Here is a 14,860-nt window from a genome sequence, read left to right as displayed (position 1 = left end):
GAACGGAAACCAAGCGTACAAAAACCATTTTTGTACGCCGGATTGAGGTTAAGGTTTAGCTGCAACTAAATTCTGCTGCGCTGGCGGTTGGTTTTGGCTGTACAGTGAGTACGCACCGAATACCATTTGATGGGCGCGGCCCAGTTTTTCTTTTGTAAAATCAATACTGAATTGCTGGCTAAGCTGTTTGCCATCCCAGTTGTAGGCTTTCAAAAACTGTTCATTATCCGCACCTTTTTTATCCCAGTTCGCCAGTAAAGAAGACGTGAAATAAACGCGTTTGCCATCCCAGCTGGATGAAACCATATTCACCTGTGCGCCAATTTTGTGTTCATAAACTTGTTTCGGGCTGAACGGGTCGCTGATGTCGAAGGCGCGGGTTTTGCCGTCCATGAAGGTATTGACCCATAAGGTTTTGTCATCACTGGCAATGGAAATGTCAACCGGCAGCGGGATTTGTTTAGGGTCGCCAATGTCCGCCACGGCTTTCGCTTGCCAAGCACCGTCTTTGTCTTCGTAGATCAGCCAGATTTTTGAGGTAAGGGCAGTGCTGGTGAAGCAGTAATTGTGGTTCTCGCCCCAAGCGCAGCGGATTTCCAACGGCGCGCCCGGTACGTCAAAGATTTTTTTCGGCTGTTTGCTGTGCAAATCCCATTGCACGACGGTATTGCCGAAACGTTTCATGGCTTCGGGGTCTTGCAGCATTTTGCCAAAGTCCATCATGTAGTTCGACCAACCGGTGAACGATGAGGTCAGCATCAGGTTGCGGCGCGGTAACACGCGCAGGTCGTAGCCATAACCATCGGCATAGTTGCCGGTTTTGTTTGCGCCCTGCAAGTCGCCGTCAGTGGGTGTCCAATGCGTGGCGATATAGTCGCCGCTGTTGGTGTATTCAACAATGCCGGTGCGTCCGCCGTGGTCTTTGTTGTTGGAAAGACCCGTTATTACCATCCGCCCTGGTAAGGCGTAGGTGGTGTGTGGCCCGACAACACCTCCACTTTTGGCGACAAAATCGCCAATGGTTTTGACCAGCTTAGGTTTCGCGGGGTCGCTGTGGACATCGAAAACAAACAGTTTGTTGGTGTCCAAACCGCCCGCCCATAAATATTGGCGGTCATCGGTAAAGCCGGAATGATGGGCTTCGTTGCGTCCGCCCACCGACAAGCTGGCAACCACTTTGCCGTAATGGGGCGATTTTGGGTTGACATCGACGGTGACCAGTTTGTCTTGTTCATCGCCCAAGCCTTCCACGCCCAGCGTCCAGACGTAAATAAAATCTTCTTGTCCGACAATTTTTGCCATGTATGGCGATTGGCAGGTTTCGTCGGCATTGACCGGGCTGATGTTGGCGATTGCCAAAGTCGCGGCAGCAAATGTGCAGGCCGTTGCCAGTTTTTGTAAGGGTTTGCGGTGGGTTTTGTGCATTTTCCTCTCCTATTTTATTTTTAGTTATTTTGTGGTGCTGAGTGCGGCTGACGGGCATTGTCCGATCACGGCGAGCAGTTCCTCTTCACGGGCTTGGCTGCTGTCAATGACAAATTGACCATCTTCAATTTTAAAAACTGCGGGTAGATTTTTGACACAAACGCCGGCATGGCAGCATTTGTTGGGATCCCATTGGATTTGCATAAGCGTTTCTCCGGTTAGCTTTCGGCACTGGTGGGGTCGATGATGGTTTTCACTTCCGAAATCCGGTTGGCAGGAAAACCGCCTTGTTCAGCGTGTTGCTGGATGGCGGCGGCATCGGGTGCGATGTAAACGCAGTAAATTTTGTCGTCGGTCACATAGCTTTCCAGCCATTGGATGCTAGGCCCCATGGCATTGAGAATGCTGCAGGATTTTTGTGAAATGCTTTGCAGGTCTTGGGCGCTAAGTTTACCGGCATCGGGAATTTCACGTTCGATAATAAATTTGGGCATTGCGGCCTCCTGTGTATTTTTATATGACGGGTCGTCTTAAAAAAGGGCAATAAAAAATCACGCCTTGAAAAAGTCATTGAGCAGCGCTTGGCTGCATTGTTTCAGCGGTTGCGCCGATTGTTCTATTTTCATTCTCAGCAAAGCGCCTTGCCAGGTGTTGACCAATAAGTCCGCCATGTCTTCAGCGGATTGGTCGTTCCTTACTGTGCCTTGCTGTTGGGCTTTTGCCAAACCTACCGCCAAACTTTGCCGGTATTGGTGGACGGCAGTTTGCAGGGCTTGTTTGCATAACGGGCTGGTGTCGCCAATTTCACCCATTAAATTGCCCAACAAACACCCGCCTTGAAATTGGTTTTGCTCCAAGGCGGCAATCAGTTCGGCAAAATAGTTTTGCAATGCGCCTAAAGCATCGTGGTCGGCGCTTTGCAGATGCCGCTCAACTTGCACGATAAACGGGGCGATGTAATGCCCGATGACTTCGGCGGCAAAATTTTCCTTACTGCCGAAATAATTGTAAAAAGAGCCTTTCGGAATCTGTACGGCATCTAAAATCTCTTTCAGGCCGGTACCGTGGTAGCCTTGCTGCATCAGCAGGCTGACGCCTTGGTTGAGCAAGTTTTCGCGGTTGATTTGTTTTTGTGCGGGCTTCATCATGGTTATAAATAATACGACCGGTTGTCTTAAAGTGTCAATGTTTTTTAAATTTAGGGCAAATGACACAGTGACTGGGGCATTTGCCTGGGTGATTTGTGTGATGGATGGCTGAAAGCCTTGCCAGTAGCGGCTTTCAGCTGCATTTTCTATTGCCCAAGAGCTGCCATAAGCAATTAGTTTGCCAATTTTCGCTACTTTTTGTCGCGCGTCAATATGACACATTTTCAAGCGCTTGGACTGACATTACACTGCACGCGCTGTTATCGAATTCCCTTCCGTGACAGTGCAGATCCTTCCTCTCCGATGCGGGCAGTTGCTTAGCCCGCATTCTTTTTCTTTCGAGGTCACTATGAATCGTAGCCATGCCAGCAAAAATGTCGTTAACTTTGTCGATAGTAAAGAGCTGCTGAGAAAAACCGCTATCCACGAAGCGGGTCATGCGGCAGGCATTTATTTGGGCAATCTTGCCAAGCAGTTGCCGCCGGTGCATTTCCAGATTGTCCTAAAGCGCGAACACAACCGCCTACGCTTAATGGCCCATCAAGCCCATGCTCTTGACGGGTTTGCCAAGATAGAAGGCGGTCGTCTATTGCATACCTTGCCATCGTCGTTGGCGGAGGTGTTTGCCGAATTGTCGGCGGAACAAGCCTTGGCTTATCAAAAAGCCTTCGAGGCCGATATTGTCAATTATTTAATAGGTCCGTTGGCGGAAGCCAATTATGTGGCTTTGCGTGACGATGAAGTGTTTAACCCCAATTTGATTAACAAGGCGGCTTTGGGCAATTACGGTGGGCGTTATGATTTGGAAGTGGTGGATGAATATTTGCAATGCCTGGCTGATGACTTTGCATTAAAGCAGCAAAAAATCGACGCATTATTTCTGGAAGCCTTCCATTTTGTGAACGACCGCGCCAATTGGTTTGCCATTGCCAGCTTAGCCAATTTTATTTTGGCGGATAACAAAACCGTGATTCCCTGCGAAGAGGCTATCGCGGTCATGGATGCGGGGTTGATTTCAGCCAAGAAAAGAGTTTGGCGATACTGATGGGCCTTATGAGCGGCTACCAAACAAGGCTGTGCCGATCCTAACCAAGGTCGACCCTTCCGCAATCGCCGCGTGTAAATCCCCGCTCATACCAAAAGAAAAGGTATCCAAATCAGGCATGTCCGCTGAGTCGTTTAAAGTGCGTACAACCTCCATCAATTGTTGGTAAGGCCAACGCTGTTTGGCAAAATCATCTTCTGGCGACGGAATAGCCATGACTCCCCTCAAGGCCAATCTTGGCAGGCTTGCCACTTGCCGGCACAAATCCGGCAGTTCTGCCAAAGCCGTTCCCGATTTACTGTCTTCGTCACTAATATTCACTTGTAGGCAAATGTTTAATGGCGGCAAATGCTCGGGTCGTTGCTCGCTTAAGCGTTTGGCTATCTTCATGTTTTCAACACTGTGAACCCAGTCAAAATGCTGGGCGATTGGCTTGGTTTTGTTGGATTGGATCGGTCCGATAAAATGCCAGCAAATATCGAATGCGCCCAATTGTTGTTGTTTGGCGAGGGCTTCTTGGCAATAGTTCTCGCCAAAATGGCGCTGCCCCGCCTGATAAGCCTGGGCAATATCGCTGGCAGGTTTGGTTTTGCTGACGGCGAGCAATTGCACGCTGTGGGTTGGGCGTTGGTAAGCCAATTCGGCTTGGCGTATTTCGCTAAGCACTTGTTGTAATCGGTTGGCGATCATGCGTTCGGTTATTTTTTGTTGATTAATTCACTTCATTAAACATTATGGCTTTAAAAAACTAAAGACCTGAACTATGTTATAGGTCATTATTTTCTAATTTCACGTTTGAAGGAAGGTTTATGGATATTACAGAGTTGCTGGCGTTTTCGGTTAAAAACAAAGCCTCGGATTTGCATTTGTCGGCAGGACTGCCACCCATGATCCGTGTTGATGGTGACATCCGCCGTATTAACGTGCCGGAGTTGGATCATAAAACCGTGCATGCGCTGATTTATGACATCATGAACGACAAGCAACGCCGCGACTACGAAGAGTTTTTGGAAACCGACTTTTCGTTTGAACTGCCCAATGTTGCCCGTTTCCGGGTCAACGCCTTTAACCAAGAACGCGGCGCTGCGGCGGTATTCCGTACCATTCCTTCACAAGTACTGAGTTTGGAAGAATTGAAGGCCCCACGCTTTTTTGAAGAGCTCTGCCAAAAGCCGCGTGGCTTGGTCTTGGTGACGGGCCCTACGGGTTCCGGAAAATCGACCACTTTGGCGGCGATGATTAACCATATCAACACCAACGATTACGCCCATATCCTGACCATTGAAGACCCTATCGAGTTTGTTCACCAAAGCCAAAAATGCTTAATCAACCAACGTGAGGTCCATCGCGATACCCACGGTTTTAGTGAAGCTTTGCGTTCGGCGCTCAGGGAAGACCCTGACATCGTTCTGGTGGGCGAGATGCGTGACTTGGAAACAATCCGTTTGGCCTTAACCGCCGCCGAAACTGGTCACTTGGTATTTGGCACTTTGCACACCACCTCGGCAGCAAAAACCATCGACCGTATTATTGACGTGTTCCCCGCCGCCGAAAAAGACATGATCCGCGCGATGTTGTCAGAATCGCTGCAAGCGGTTATTTCCCAAACCTTGCTGAAAAAAATAGGTGGGGGCAGGGTGGCCGCCCATGAGATTATGGTGGGTACGCCCGCTATCCGAAACTTGATCCGTGAAGCTAAAGTGGCGCAAATGTATTCTGCTATCCAAACAGGCCGTAAAGACGGTATGCAGACCTTGGACCAAAATTTAAAAGAGTTGGTCGATAAAGGTTTGGTATCCGCCAAGGTAGCTATTACGCGTGCCGTCAATAAAGAAATATTTAGGTAATCGCTTAACCGACAGGGGAATGGTATGGATTTTAGAGCTTTACTCGTCTTAATGGTGGAAAAAAAGGCCTCGGACTTGTTTATTACTGCCGGTCGGCCTCCCATGCTTAAGGTGGATGGCGGCTTGCTGGCGGTTTCCAAAACGATTCTTGATCCTGAGCAAACCCTCAAGATTGTACAGAGCATCATGGATGATCGGCAAAGGGATGAATTTGAAGAAACCAAAGAGTGCCAATTCGCGATTGGCTTCCATGATTTGGGGCGTTTCAGGGTCAGTGCTTTTACCCAACGCAACGCCGCCGGTATGGTGTTGCGCCGCATTGAGCATAATATCCCCGATTTGGAAGATTTGAATCTGCCGATCATTTTAAGGGATCTTATTATGGAAAAACGCGGCCTGATTATTTTTGTGGGCGCGACAGGTACGGGCAAATCAACCTCATTGGCTTCGCTGATCAAATACCGTAACCAAAACAGCAGCGGTCATATCATTACCATTGAAGACCCGATGGAGTTTGTCCATCCGCACCTAGGCTGTATCGTGACCCAGCGCGAGGTGGGGGTTGATACCGAATCTTATGAAATTGCCTTAAAAAACACTTTGCGGCAAGCCCCGGATGTCATTTTAATTGGTGAGGTAAGAAGCCGCGAAACCATGCAAAATGCTATTACCTTCGCCGAAACCGGACACCTATGCTTAACCACCTTGCACGCCAACAACGCCAACCAAGCCATTGAACGTATTCTGCATTTTTTCCCCGATGAAATGCATAGTCAGTTGCTAATGGATTTGTCTTTGAATTTGCGCGGTATTGTTGCACAGCAGCTTATCAAGCGTGCCGATGGTCAAGGCCGCTATCCGGCGATAGAAATCTTCCTTAACACGCCATTGGCAAAAGACTATATTCGTAAAGGTGAAGTCCATAAGCTAAAAGAATTGATGCGTGATTCGCGTGAGCAAGGCATGCAAACCTTCGACCAAGCTCTGTTCGATTTGTACAAGTCCGGTAAGATCGGCTACCAAGATGCACTCAATTCGGCGGATTCTAAAAACGAAGTGCGCTTAATGATTAAACTTAGCTCGGAAAATCCGGGCGAAATCCTTGGCGACATTACCTTGACCGATGTTGAAAACCAAGATACCGGTTACATATCGTCAATGTCGCGTTTCAAAAACAACAACTAAACATGCCTGCATCAATAAGGGTTTAAGCTTGCTTAAGCCCTTGCTCCGCAAATAATGCTAGAATGTCTGCCAACATTTATAACCGTTATTGCGAGGAACTATGAGCGCCGAAGACGCACTTTACCAATCAGACCTGCCATCTTTAACGCTACTCGCCCGTGGCAAAGTGCGTGATATTTACGATATTGACGGCGAGCATATGCTGATTGTCACCACTGACCGGCTGTCAGCATTTGATGTCATCCTGCCCGATCCCATCCCTGGCAAAGGCCGTGTGCTGACCAGCGTATCCAATTTTTGGTTTGAAAAAATGCGCGACATTATCCCAAATCATTTGTCGGGCATCCCTTTGGCGCAAATTCTGCCCAACGATGAGGAGCGCAAACAAGTTGAGGGCAGGGCAATTGTGGTCAAAAAGCTCAAACCTTTACCGGTTGAAGCGATTGTGCGCGGCTACTTGATTGGTTCAGGCTGGAAGGATTATCAGCAAACCGGTGCGGTGTGTGGCATCACTTTGCCGCAAGGTTTGCAACAAGCCCAGCAATTGCCTGAACCCATTTACACGCCATCAACGAAAGCCGATGTCGGCTTGCATGACGAAAATGTCTCCTTTGAACGCACCGTAGAATTGATGGGGCAAGAGAAAGCCGAACAAGTCCGTGCTGCCAGCATCCGCCTTTATCAGGAAGCCGCTGCTTACGCCAAAGAGCGGGGCATCATTATTGCCGACACCAAGTTTGAGTTTGGTGTGGATGAACAAGGTGTGCTGTATTTGATCGACGAAGCCTTAACGCCTGATTCTTCACGTTTTTGGCCTGCCGACCAATACCAAGTGGGTATCAGCCCGCCAAGTTTTGACAAGCAATATGTCCGCGATTATTTGGAAACTTTAGATTGGGATAAAACCGCTCCAGGACCCCATCTGCCGGCAGAAGTGGCTGAATATTGTGCAGCCAAATATAAGGAAGCACAAAACCGCCTGACCCAAAATTAATCCGTCTCTTTATTCGAGGCTCGTTGCCAGATAAGCAATGGGGTTTCAAGCTTAAATAAGCCCATGTTCGGCAAATGAGTACGGTTGCCCGTCGCCAATAATGAAATGGTCCAGCACGCGGATGTCAAATAAGGCCAACGCCTGTTTAAGCTTGTCGGTAATAAATCGGTCGGCTTGACTGGGTTCGGCAACACCGGAAGGGTGGTTATGTGCGAAGATGACAGCTGAAGCGTTGTGGTGCAAGGCTTGTTTGGCAACTTCGCGTGGGTAAACGCTAGCACTGTCTAACGTGCCACGAAATAACTCGTCCAGTTGGATGACGCGGTTTTGATTGTCAAGAAACAAACAGGCAAACACTTCATAGCTGTAGCCGCGTAATTGCGCGCTTAGATAGGCGCGGGTAATGTCGGGGTTTTTCAGGGCGTCGCCGCGCTGCAACACTTCTTTAAAATGACGCCTCGCCATTTCCAGCACTGCTTGCAGCTGTGCATATTTGGCACTGCCAAGGCCGTGTCCTTGGCAGAACTGGGATTGATCTGCATCAAGCAGCGTTTTCAGTGAACCAAAGCTGTCCAATAATTCGCGTGCCAGATCAACCGCTGATTTGCCAGCGGTACCGGTGCGTAAAAAAATGGCCAGCAATTCAGCGTCTGTGAGCGCACCGGCGCCACGTTGTAAGAGTTTTTCGCGAGGCCGTTCTTCTGCAGGCCAGTCTTTAATTGCCATAGTCAAATATTGCTCTGTTGATTAAGTGAGTATTTAAATATTAGGTTAGGATTGGGTTTTTGCCAAGCATCCGTCGGTATCGGAATATAATCTAAGCGGTTTTCCGGTCTTCTCTATGTGATTGAATGGTTTATCTAAGAAGGCTTTTTGGGTGAAAAAACTAATTTTTCACCCAAAATTTGACGGAGCTCGGCTACGATGGGGAATGTTGTTTACAAATCTAAAGCGGCGCGTAATTGCTTTTCGATTTCTGTCGCCAACCATTGCGCGTGATGGCGTTTTAAGATCGAATCACTCGGTGCAGCCGTTAAGCTTTCGGTGATTTGTTGGCGCAGCAGGCTGAGGGTGTGGCGCCTAAGTATGGAATCTTCTGGCAGAATTGTTTTCTGGGTGCATGATTTAGTAGTGCTGATGATTGTGTTGCCAATTGCTGCACTTAAAGCTTCGCTGGCAATAGCGGCGTCTTGGGTATCGGTTTCCATTTCGTCATCATCGAAATCCATTTCGGCAAACAGATTGGCAATCTCTGTTTCGGTAGCATCTTCAGGGTCTGTTGATGCTTCGGCAGTCGAATGGGCTTGTGCTTCATCGCTTTGCTTTGCTAAGGTGTTGTCAGTTATATCAGTTTGTTTATGTGCGTGTTTTTTGGCGTTAATCCAAACTACGATCGGCATGATGATGCCCACTAAAGCAAAGCAGCCAGAAACTGCCGCCCAGTTAAACAGTTCAATGGTAATCAGATTGAATGTCCACCATGTAAAGCCGAAACAAACCAATAGCCCGTAGATCACTTGTAGGATAACGGCAAGTGAAGGAAAAACTTTGGAGTTTGCTGATGAGTGGCGCTTGCTGCTCAGGGCGATGATTTGGATGAGTGTAATTGAGCTAATGGTAATGCTGGCGATAGCGGTTGCTACCATTTCGTAAGGCAAGGTTAAAAACTCTTGAAGCGTCATAGTGTCCTCCTCAATTTATATTTTTTGTTATAAGGATTGCCCATTTTTATGCTTTATCGTTGGGGAAACGGCATTTTTTTATGCCTGTCCAATGTTTGCCAACACCTGAAATTTATCAGAAAAACAAATGCTTTTCTAACAAATTCTAGTTTTCATACCCAAGAAATGTGTATTATTACCAAAATGTATCCATATAGTTTTTTATGGACTTATTCTTGTCGTTTTTCATATCTATTTTTCGCTAACTATTATCTCGCCCGTTATGCTTTCACCTTTACAAGTTTTTAAATCGCTTGCTGATGAGACACGCTTGCGTTGCATGATCTTATTGCACAAAGAAGGCCGTCTTTGTGTTTGTGAATTGGTTACCGCCTTAAACATGTCGCAGCCAAAAGTTTCCCGCCACTTGGCTTTGTTAAGACAAAATCAAGTCTTGCTGGATAGCCGTGAAGGGCAGTGGGTTTATTACCGAATTAATCCAGATTTGTCTGAATGGGTATCCACAGTTTTAAGTGCAATGCTGCTCGACGAGGAAATACAACCAGTATTGAACCAAGATTTTGCCCGTTTACAAGCAATGGAAGGGCGTCCGACAACCACTAATGGGGAAAGTAAGTGTTGTAATTGATGCATGACCCCAGTAATATATGGTTTTCCATATTTACAAGCAACTGAGGTCAACGTGTTAAACATCCTTATTTTATGTACCGGCAACTCCTGCCGCAGCGTCTTGGGAGAAGCCTTAATTAACCATTTGGCAAAAGGCCGTTTCCAAGCTTTTTCGGCGGGCAGCCGTCCGGTTGGTAAGGTTAACGATAACGCCTTGGCAACTTTGGCTCGTAACGGTTTGCCCACCCATGGTTTTAGCAGCCAGTCATGGGACGAATTTGCCGATCAAGGCATCGACATTGCCATCACCGTTTGCGATCAGGCTGCCGGTGAAGTGTGTCCTGTTTACCTGAACAGCACGGTAAGGGCGCATTGGGGATTGCCAGACCCTGCCCATATCACCGGTACGGAAGCGGAAATCGAAGCCGCTTTTCAGGCCACCTACAATGCTCTGCACGAGCGCATCACCAAAATGCTGGCTTTGCCGGTAGAATCCATGGCCAATGCCGAACTGGCACAAGCATTGAATGCGATTGGTGCTGAACATGCAGGACACTAAAGCCAGCCCAAGCTTAACTTCAAATCCTGAAAAACGCTTAGGATTTATCGAACGTTTCCTGACCTTATGGATTTTTCTGGCAATGGCTGGCGGTGTCAGTATTGGCTATTTTGTACCCGACTTTACACAATGGCTGGCGCAATTCCAATCCGGAACCACATCAATACCCATCGCCATCGGCCTGATTTTAATGATGTACCCGCCACTGGCTAAAGTGCGTTACGAAGCTTTGCCGCAGGTTTTTAAAAACGGCAAAGTCTTGCTGTTGTCATTGGTACAAAACTGGCTGATCGGCCCCGTTCTGATGTTTGGCTTGGCGGTGCTATTTTTGCGCGACTATCCCGAATACATGGTGGGCGTGATTATGATCGGCCTGGCACGCTGTATTGCCATGGTATTGGTTTGGAACGAATTGGCACAGGGCGATGCGGATTATTGCGCTGGATTGGTGGCGTTCAACTCCATCTTCCAGATGCTGTGCTTTCCTTTATATGCTTATTTTTTCGTGACAATCCTGCCCGATTGGCTGGGCATTGCCTCTGGCCTTGCCGTTCCTGTGACGATTATGCAAGTGGCACAAAGCGTGTTCATTTATTTGGGCATTCCTTTTTTTGCCGGATTTCTTAGCCGAGTGTTGTTAGTGAAATTTAAAGGCGTGGAGTGGTACGAAAAAGCATTTATCCCCGCTATCAGCCCGATAACTTTAATCGCTTTGTTGTTCACCATTGTCGTGATGTTTTCTTTAAAAGGCGAAATCATCGTGCAATTGCCCATGGATGTCTTGCTGATAGCCGTACCGCTGGTGATTTATTTTGCGATTATGTTTTTGGCGACATTTGTCATGTCTTACTGTGCTGGCGTAACTTATCCAGTCTGCGCCACATTATCGTGTACGGCAGCGGGCAATAATTTTGAGCTGGCGATAGCCGTGGCTGTTGCCGTTTTTGGTCTGTCGTCGGGGCAGGCATTTGCTGCCGTTGTCGGGCCGTTAGTGGAAGTGCCTGTACTAATTGGTCTGGTGAATTTGGCTTTATATTTCCGCCGAAAACTCCATTTAAAATAAGATTATTACCCAATATGTGCGCTAGCAATCTACTTTAGTCTGGCGCAACTTTTATAAGATATTGATTTTTATTATTTTATAGTCTGATCCATAAACTTGCTCCTTAATTTGCCCTATATCTGGTATTCCTGTGGTTTTCCATCGTATAAGCTTCAGTCCTGCCGCTTCTATTGCCTTGTTTTTTCTGCTGTCAGCTTCTTTTCTTTTTACGGTTTCGTGGCTTTTGTCGTCCAGTTCAATTACTGCCACAATGCTAAAATCTTTCCTGCAAACCAAGTAATCAACACTCATCCTATTGATTCTGTTAAACCACTTACCGAAATCATTACCTTTTTTAACCCCCAAAAACCGTGACATTTGCACTTGTGCAAGCACAACATAATCGGGCAGGGCATCCACAAGCCTGAAATACAAAACTTGCTCAACTTTGCTTAACGGCTTTTTGGCATAAAACGGCCATTCCCCATCATCGCTTTTTTTTGACCTGACCGTTATCCAGACCAGCACCACGATTAAGCTTAAAACGATTGCCAATATTTTCATTCATAAACTCCAGTTAAAAAAAACCGCCACCGGCGGTTTCTTCGCAATACTTTTTTGTTTTACTTCCCGTAATAACAGTCCACCGTTTCGTTACTGATGACCTTGTCTTTGCCCATGCACTCGCTTAGCTCATGTTGCTTTGACCTGACCGTATAAGCCTCTTTTTTTCCAGCCCACCGGTTCAACCGTTTTGATGTATCCACAATATCCAGATCCGCCTTGTTTTTTAATACCTTGCCCACAATCGTTTCCCTGATCGCTTTCTCAACAAGCCTGCTGGTTCTGTCGTCACAATTTCCCTCGATCGACAACACCAACAAAACTGCATGATTTTTCATTAAAGTATCCTAAAAAAACGGACATAAAAAAACCGCTCGATCGCGGTTTGATGATTAGACTTTAAATTGGCATCAATTTCAGTTAACTGTTTCACACCTCCTGTAATTTTCTTTATTATTTAACATAATATACAGAAGGTGCTTAAAAAACCATTAAATAAGCCAAGCACGGGCTGATAGAGGAACAAAAAAACAAAACTCATACCCGACCGAAGACTAATATTTTCCCACGCCCTACGCACCTCTCCTTTGCTTCTTGCGATTGCCGCTGCAATTAATACCTCACCTTCGTTTATCCCTAGCTGCTCTGCTATTTTTATCGCGGTTTCGTCCTTAATGTTCCCGCCTTTTCTAATTACGCTTACTGATTGTTTGGTTATGCCCAATGCCTTTGCTGCAGCATAATCACTTCCGGTTTTTTCTTTAAGTTCGTCTAAGTATTCGCTGATATTTTTCATATTTTCACCTCTTGCGTCAGTTTACGCTTGACCTTATTTTTTTCTATGGTCACATAATAACTGACCGTCAGTTAATATCTGACTTTGAACCATAGAGGCAAGCTATGAAACCCCAAACCACCCAATGCCTACACTGCTCGGCACCCATTACCCAACATCAAAAGGGCAGGGTACGCCTTTACTGCGCCAGCGCACATAAAAAACTCCATTACAACCTGCTTGAACGTCAAGCTAAACAACGCGAATGGTTGGAATCTGAACACGCTTATCGTTCATCCTTTGGCATTCTTTCGCGTCAAACCCACATCGTTGATCTGGTAGGTTTAGCATGACCACCAACAACACCCTATCAACCGGCCTTGCCCGGCCTGATGTTCCGCCGGTGGTGGATTTAGCTCATCAGGCCACCCGCTGCCCTTATTGCTTGAACAAACCGCTTCGCGTCACTCTCGATTGTGAGCATTGCAACGGCACGGGATTGTTTCGCGCTTTCAAACGCCCCGCTCCGGTCGAAAAACTCTCGCGCATGATCCGCCAAGCCGGTGAATGCCAAAAATGCAACATTACCAAAACCGTCGAAACTTTTTACCCTGCTTCTGAGCCGTCAAATTTTGTCGTCCGCGTTTTCTGTAAATGCCATTTCACACAAACCAAAGTCATCTACAACCCACGCAAATTTTATGAACAGAACTACGACAAAAACCACGTCGGATTTTTACACCCCGAGGACATCTTGAATGACATTCTTCCTAATGTAAAAAAACAAAACTCCGCCGCTTCGGAAGTGCCTGTACTTGTAACACAGGCACTTTGTCTCATGGGTGAGACTTTTACCCCAAAAACTCACCTTTTTAGCTGTTAGGAACTGCCATGTTAATTGACTGGATAACAGCCTATTTGCCTATGTCAAAAATCAACGAATCAGAGTGGCAAAAACTCATTCTGATGACAGAACGCGTTATGCGTTTTAAGCCGGATTCACAAAGTCACAGTGCGGATGATTGTTTTTTTCTGATAGACCGCGATTCCGTTGTTTATGAAACTTCGGCTTGGGAGTCTGTCCGCTCCGACTCCCATCAGATCGCCTTTAAAGTCGGCGGCGATTCCATTTACGTCCAAGGCAGTCCGGCGCGTCTTTGTGGTTCGGGTGATGCGGTCTTTGGCGAAGGTGCAGCCGCTGCTTTGGATTTGACCGCTTGCGTACACCGTATGGCTGCCTTTGTCGCTTCCAAGTTCTCGCTTGATATATCGCTCAATCCTGATGATTGGCACGTTACCCGAATCGACGTGACCGGCAGCTTGCTCCTTGATGACTTAGCCGCCGTCCGCGAAGCCCTCCGCGTCCTCCGTAATTGCGAAGGCGGACGTTATCGCGTTAGCCAGCAAGCGGGTGACACCGTTTATTGGTCTCACAAAAGCCGCTTAAAAGCGGGCAAAGCCTACGCAAAAGGCCCACACATCGACTATTCAACCAAACGGCCTGACTACACCGGTCGTGAATATACCGACTCCGAAAAACAATTGGTTAACCGCCTCTTACGGTTAGAGCTTCGCTTAGGCGCTCAATGGATAAGGGAAAGGGCAGGGCTGCCTTGGCAAAAACTTACACCTGAAATGCTAATAGACCAGTGGAAACAATACTTTAACCGAATGATAGGTGATACACACATGAAAACAACAGACGACGTAAAAGCTAGGGTGATGGCAGCCGCCAAAACAGAAGGGCAGGGCAAGGCCGCTTATTGCTGCTTTCTCATGATTCAATCCCAAGGTTGGGAAAATGCCCGAAATAACCACACTAAACCTTCATGGTATAGACATCTAAAAATTCTCCGCGCCGCTGGCCTCGGTGATGCTGACATTTCAGCCGGTAAGGTCGTACAGCTCCGCCGCAAAATCATTGAATGTCAAGTAATCAACTCATGGTCTGACTTCAAAAAAGCCGCTTAACCAACTAAACATAA

The 14,860-nt window shown here is 47.1% G+C and carries 20 protein-coding genes; 10 read left to right on the top strand and 10 right to left on the bottom strand.

What is annotated here, in order from left to right; genetic code table 11:
- Nucleotides 1–48 precede the first annotated feature (48 nt).
- From mtoX to ACYQ1O_RS08305, 4 genes are read right to left on the bottom strand one after another with little or no spacing between them, the layout of a single operon-like run.
- Nucleotides 49–1,425: a methanethiol oxidase gene (gene mtoX, locus ACYQ1O_RS08320; protein WP_459991201.1), complete on the bottom strand. Its 1,377-nt coding sequence runs from the start codon at nucleotides 1,423–1,425 to the stop codon at nucleotides 49–51.
- A gap of 24 nt (nucleotides 1,426–1,449) precedes the next feature.
- The gene (locus ACYQ1O_RS08315; RefSeq protein WP_459991200.1) at nucleotides 1,450–1,629 is read right to left on the bottom strand and encodes a (4Fe-4S)-binding protein; all 180 of its coding nucleotides are present in this window, start codon (nucleotides 1,627–1,629) and stop codon (nucleotides 1,450–1,452) included.
- Between the two features lie 14 nt (nucleotides 1,630–1,643).
- Nucleotides 1,644–1,919, bottom strand: a complete 276-nt coding sequence (locus ACYQ1O_RS08310) for a DUF4242 domain-containing protein (protein ID WP_459991199.1) — start codon at nucleotides 1,917–1,919, stop codon at nucleotides 1,644–1,646.
- A gap of 57 nt (nucleotides 1,920–1,976) precedes the next feature.
- Nucleotides 1,977–2,573, bottom strand: coding sequence for a TetR/AcrR family transcriptional regulator (locus ACYQ1O_RS08305; protein ID WP_459991450.1), 597 nt, complete (start codon nucleotides 2,571–2,573; stop codon nucleotides 1,977–1,979).
- 349 nt (nucleotides 2,574–2,922) lie between these two features.
- Between ACYQ1O_RS08305 and ACYQ1O_RS08300 the strand changes: the two genes are divergently transcribed.
- The gene (locus ACYQ1O_RS08300; protein WP_459991198.1) at nucleotides 2,923–3,618 is read left to right on the top strand and encodes a hypothetical protein; all 696 of its coding nucleotides are present in this window, start codon (nucleotides 2,923–2,925) and stop codon (nucleotides 3,616–3,618) included.
- A gap of 6 nt (nucleotides 3,619–3,624) precedes the next feature.
- Here ACYQ1O_RS08300 and ACYQ1O_RS08295 read toward each other — a convergent pair whose 3' ends face one another.
- A complete protein-coding gene (locus tag ACYQ1O_RS08295) occupies nucleotides 3,625–4,308 on the bottom strand; it encodes a YggS family pyridoxal phosphate-dependent enzyme (protein WP_459991197.1) in 684 nt (227 codons plus the stop codon).
- 119 nt (nucleotides 4,309–4,427) lie between these two features.
- On the opposite strand from ACYQ1O_RS08295, the gene ACYQ1O_RS08290 reads away from it, so the two are divergent.
- The 3 genes from ACYQ1O_RS08290 (at nucleotide 4,428) to ACYQ1O_RS08280 (ending at nucleotide 7,644) form a co-directional block, all read left to right on the top strand.
- On the top strand, nucleotides 4,428–5,465 hold the full coding sequence (locus ACYQ1O_RS08290; protein ID WP_459991196.1) for a type IV pilus twitching motility protein PilT: 1,038 nt from the start codon (nucleotides 4,428–4,430) through the stop codon (nucleotides 5,463–5,465).
- 24 nt (nucleotides 5,466–5,489) lie between these two features.
- Nucleotides 5,490–6,650: a PilT/PilU family type 4a pilus ATPase gene (locus tag ACYQ1O_RS08285; RefSeq protein WP_459991195.1), complete on the top strand. Its 1,161-nt coding sequence runs from the start codon at nucleotides 5,490–5,492 to the stop codon at nucleotides 6,648–6,650.
- 100 nt (nucleotides 6,651–6,750) lie between these two features.
- Nucleotides 6,751–7,644, top strand: coding sequence for a phosphoribosylaminoimidazolesuccinocarboxamide synthase (locus tag ACYQ1O_RS08280; protein ID WP_459991194.1), 894 nt, complete (start codon nucleotides 6,751–6,753; stop codon nucleotides 7,642–7,644).
- Nucleotides 7,645–7,695: 51 nt separating this feature from the next.
- On the opposite strand, the gene radC is transcribed toward ACYQ1O_RS08280, so the two are convergent.
- Together radC and ACYQ1O_RS08270 are read right to left on the bottom strand one after the other, a co-directional pair.
- Nucleotides 7,696–8,370, bottom strand: coding sequence for a RadC family protein (radC, locus tag ACYQ1O_RS08275; protein WP_459991193.1), 675 nt, complete (start codon nucleotides 8,368–8,370; stop codon nucleotides 7,696–7,698).
- Between the two features lie 212 nt (nucleotides 8,371–8,582).
- A complete protein-coding gene (locus ACYQ1O_RS08270; protein WP_459991192.1) occupies nucleotides 8,583–9,326 on the bottom strand; it encodes a hypothetical protein in 744 nt (247 codons plus the stop codon).
- Between the two features lie 262 nt (nucleotides 9,327–9,588).
- Here ACYQ1O_RS08270 and ACYQ1O_RS08265 point away from each other — a divergent pair, with 262 nt between their 5' ends.
- From ACYQ1O_RS08265 to arsB, 3 genes are read left to right on the top strand one after another with little or no spacing between them, the layout of a single operon-like run.
- Entirely contained in the window at nucleotides 9,589–9,954 is a 366-nt protein-coding gene (locus ACYQ1O_RS08265; protein ID WP_459991191.1) for a metalloregulator ArsR/SmtB family transcription factor, read from the top strand.
- A 54-nt stretch (nucleotides 9,955–10,008) separates the two neighbouring features.
- Entirely contained in the window at nucleotides 10,009–10,494 is a 486-nt protein-coding gene (locus tag ACYQ1O_RS08260; RefSeq protein ID WP_459991190.1) for an arsenate reductase ArsC, read from the top strand.
- Nucleotides 10,481–11,557: an ACR3 family arsenite efflux transporter gene (gene arsB, locus ACYQ1O_RS08255; protein WP_459991189.1), complete on the top strand. Its 1,077-nt coding sequence runs from the start codon at nucleotides 10,481–10,483 to the stop codon at nucleotides 11,555–11,557. The genes ACYQ1O_RS08260 and arsB overlap by 14 nt, the downstream gene beginning before the upstream one ends.
- A 51-nt stretch (nucleotides 11,558–11,608) precedes the next feature.
- Here arsB and ACYQ1O_RS08250 read toward each other — a convergent pair whose 3' ends face one another.
- From ACYQ1O_RS08250 to ACYQ1O_RS08240, 3 genes are all read right to left on the bottom strand, one after another.
- Nucleotides 11,609–12,100 (bottom strand): DUF2726 domain-containing protein, encoded by a 492-nt coding sequence (locus tag ACYQ1O_RS08250; protein WP_459991188.1) that lies wholly within the window; start codon nucleotides 12,098–12,100, stop codon nucleotides 11,609–11,611.
- Between the two features lie 59 nt (nucleotides 12,101–12,159).
- Nucleotides 12,160–12,438, bottom strand: coding sequence for a hypothetical protein (locus tag ACYQ1O_RS08245; protein WP_459991187.1), 279 nt, complete (start codon nucleotides 12,436–12,438; stop codon nucleotides 12,160–12,162).
- A 119-nt stretch (nucleotides 12,439–12,557) separates the two neighbouring features.
- Nucleotides 12,558–12,896, bottom strand: coding sequence for a helix-turn-helix domain-containing protein (locus ACYQ1O_RS08240; RefSeq protein ID WP_459991186.1), 339 nt, complete (start codon nucleotides 12,894–12,896; stop codon nucleotides 12,558–12,560).
- A gap of 104 nt (nucleotides 12,897–13,000) precedes the next feature.
- Between ACYQ1O_RS08240 and ACYQ1O_RS08235 the strand changes: the two genes are divergently transcribed.
- Genes ACYQ1O_RS08235 through ACYQ1O_RS08225 form a run of 3 tightly spaced genes read left to right on the top strand, consistent with a single transcriptional unit; the run spans nucleotide 13,001 to nucleotide 14,846 of the window.
- Complete coding sequence (locus tag ACYQ1O_RS08235) at nucleotides 13,001–13,228, top strand: hypothetical protein (RefSeq protein WP_459991185.1); 228 nt, start codon at nucleotides 13,001–13,003, stop codon at nucleotides 13,226–13,228.
- Nucleotides 13,225–13,758, top strand: coding sequence for a hypothetical protein (locus tag ACYQ1O_RS08230; RefSeq protein ID WP_459991184.1), 534 nt, complete (start codon nucleotides 13,225–13,227; stop codon nucleotides 13,756–13,758). Before ACYQ1O_RS08235 ends, ACYQ1O_RS08230 begins: the two co-directional genes overlap by 4 nt.
- 8 nt (nucleotides 13,759–13,766) lie before the next feature.
- The gene (locus tag ACYQ1O_RS08225; protein ID WP_459991183.1) at nucleotides 13,767–14,846 is read left to right on the top strand and encodes a phage/plasmid replication protein, II/X family; all 1,080 of its coding nucleotides are present in this window, start codon (nucleotides 13,767–13,769) and stop codon (nucleotides 14,844–14,846) included.
- Nucleotides 14,847–14,860 lie beyond the last annotated feature (14 nt).

The sequence above is a fragment of the Methylosoma difficile genome, assembly GCF_054657615.1.
Note: the sequence above shows the minus strand (reverse complement) of the source record. Positions and strands in the feature narration are given on the sequence as shown.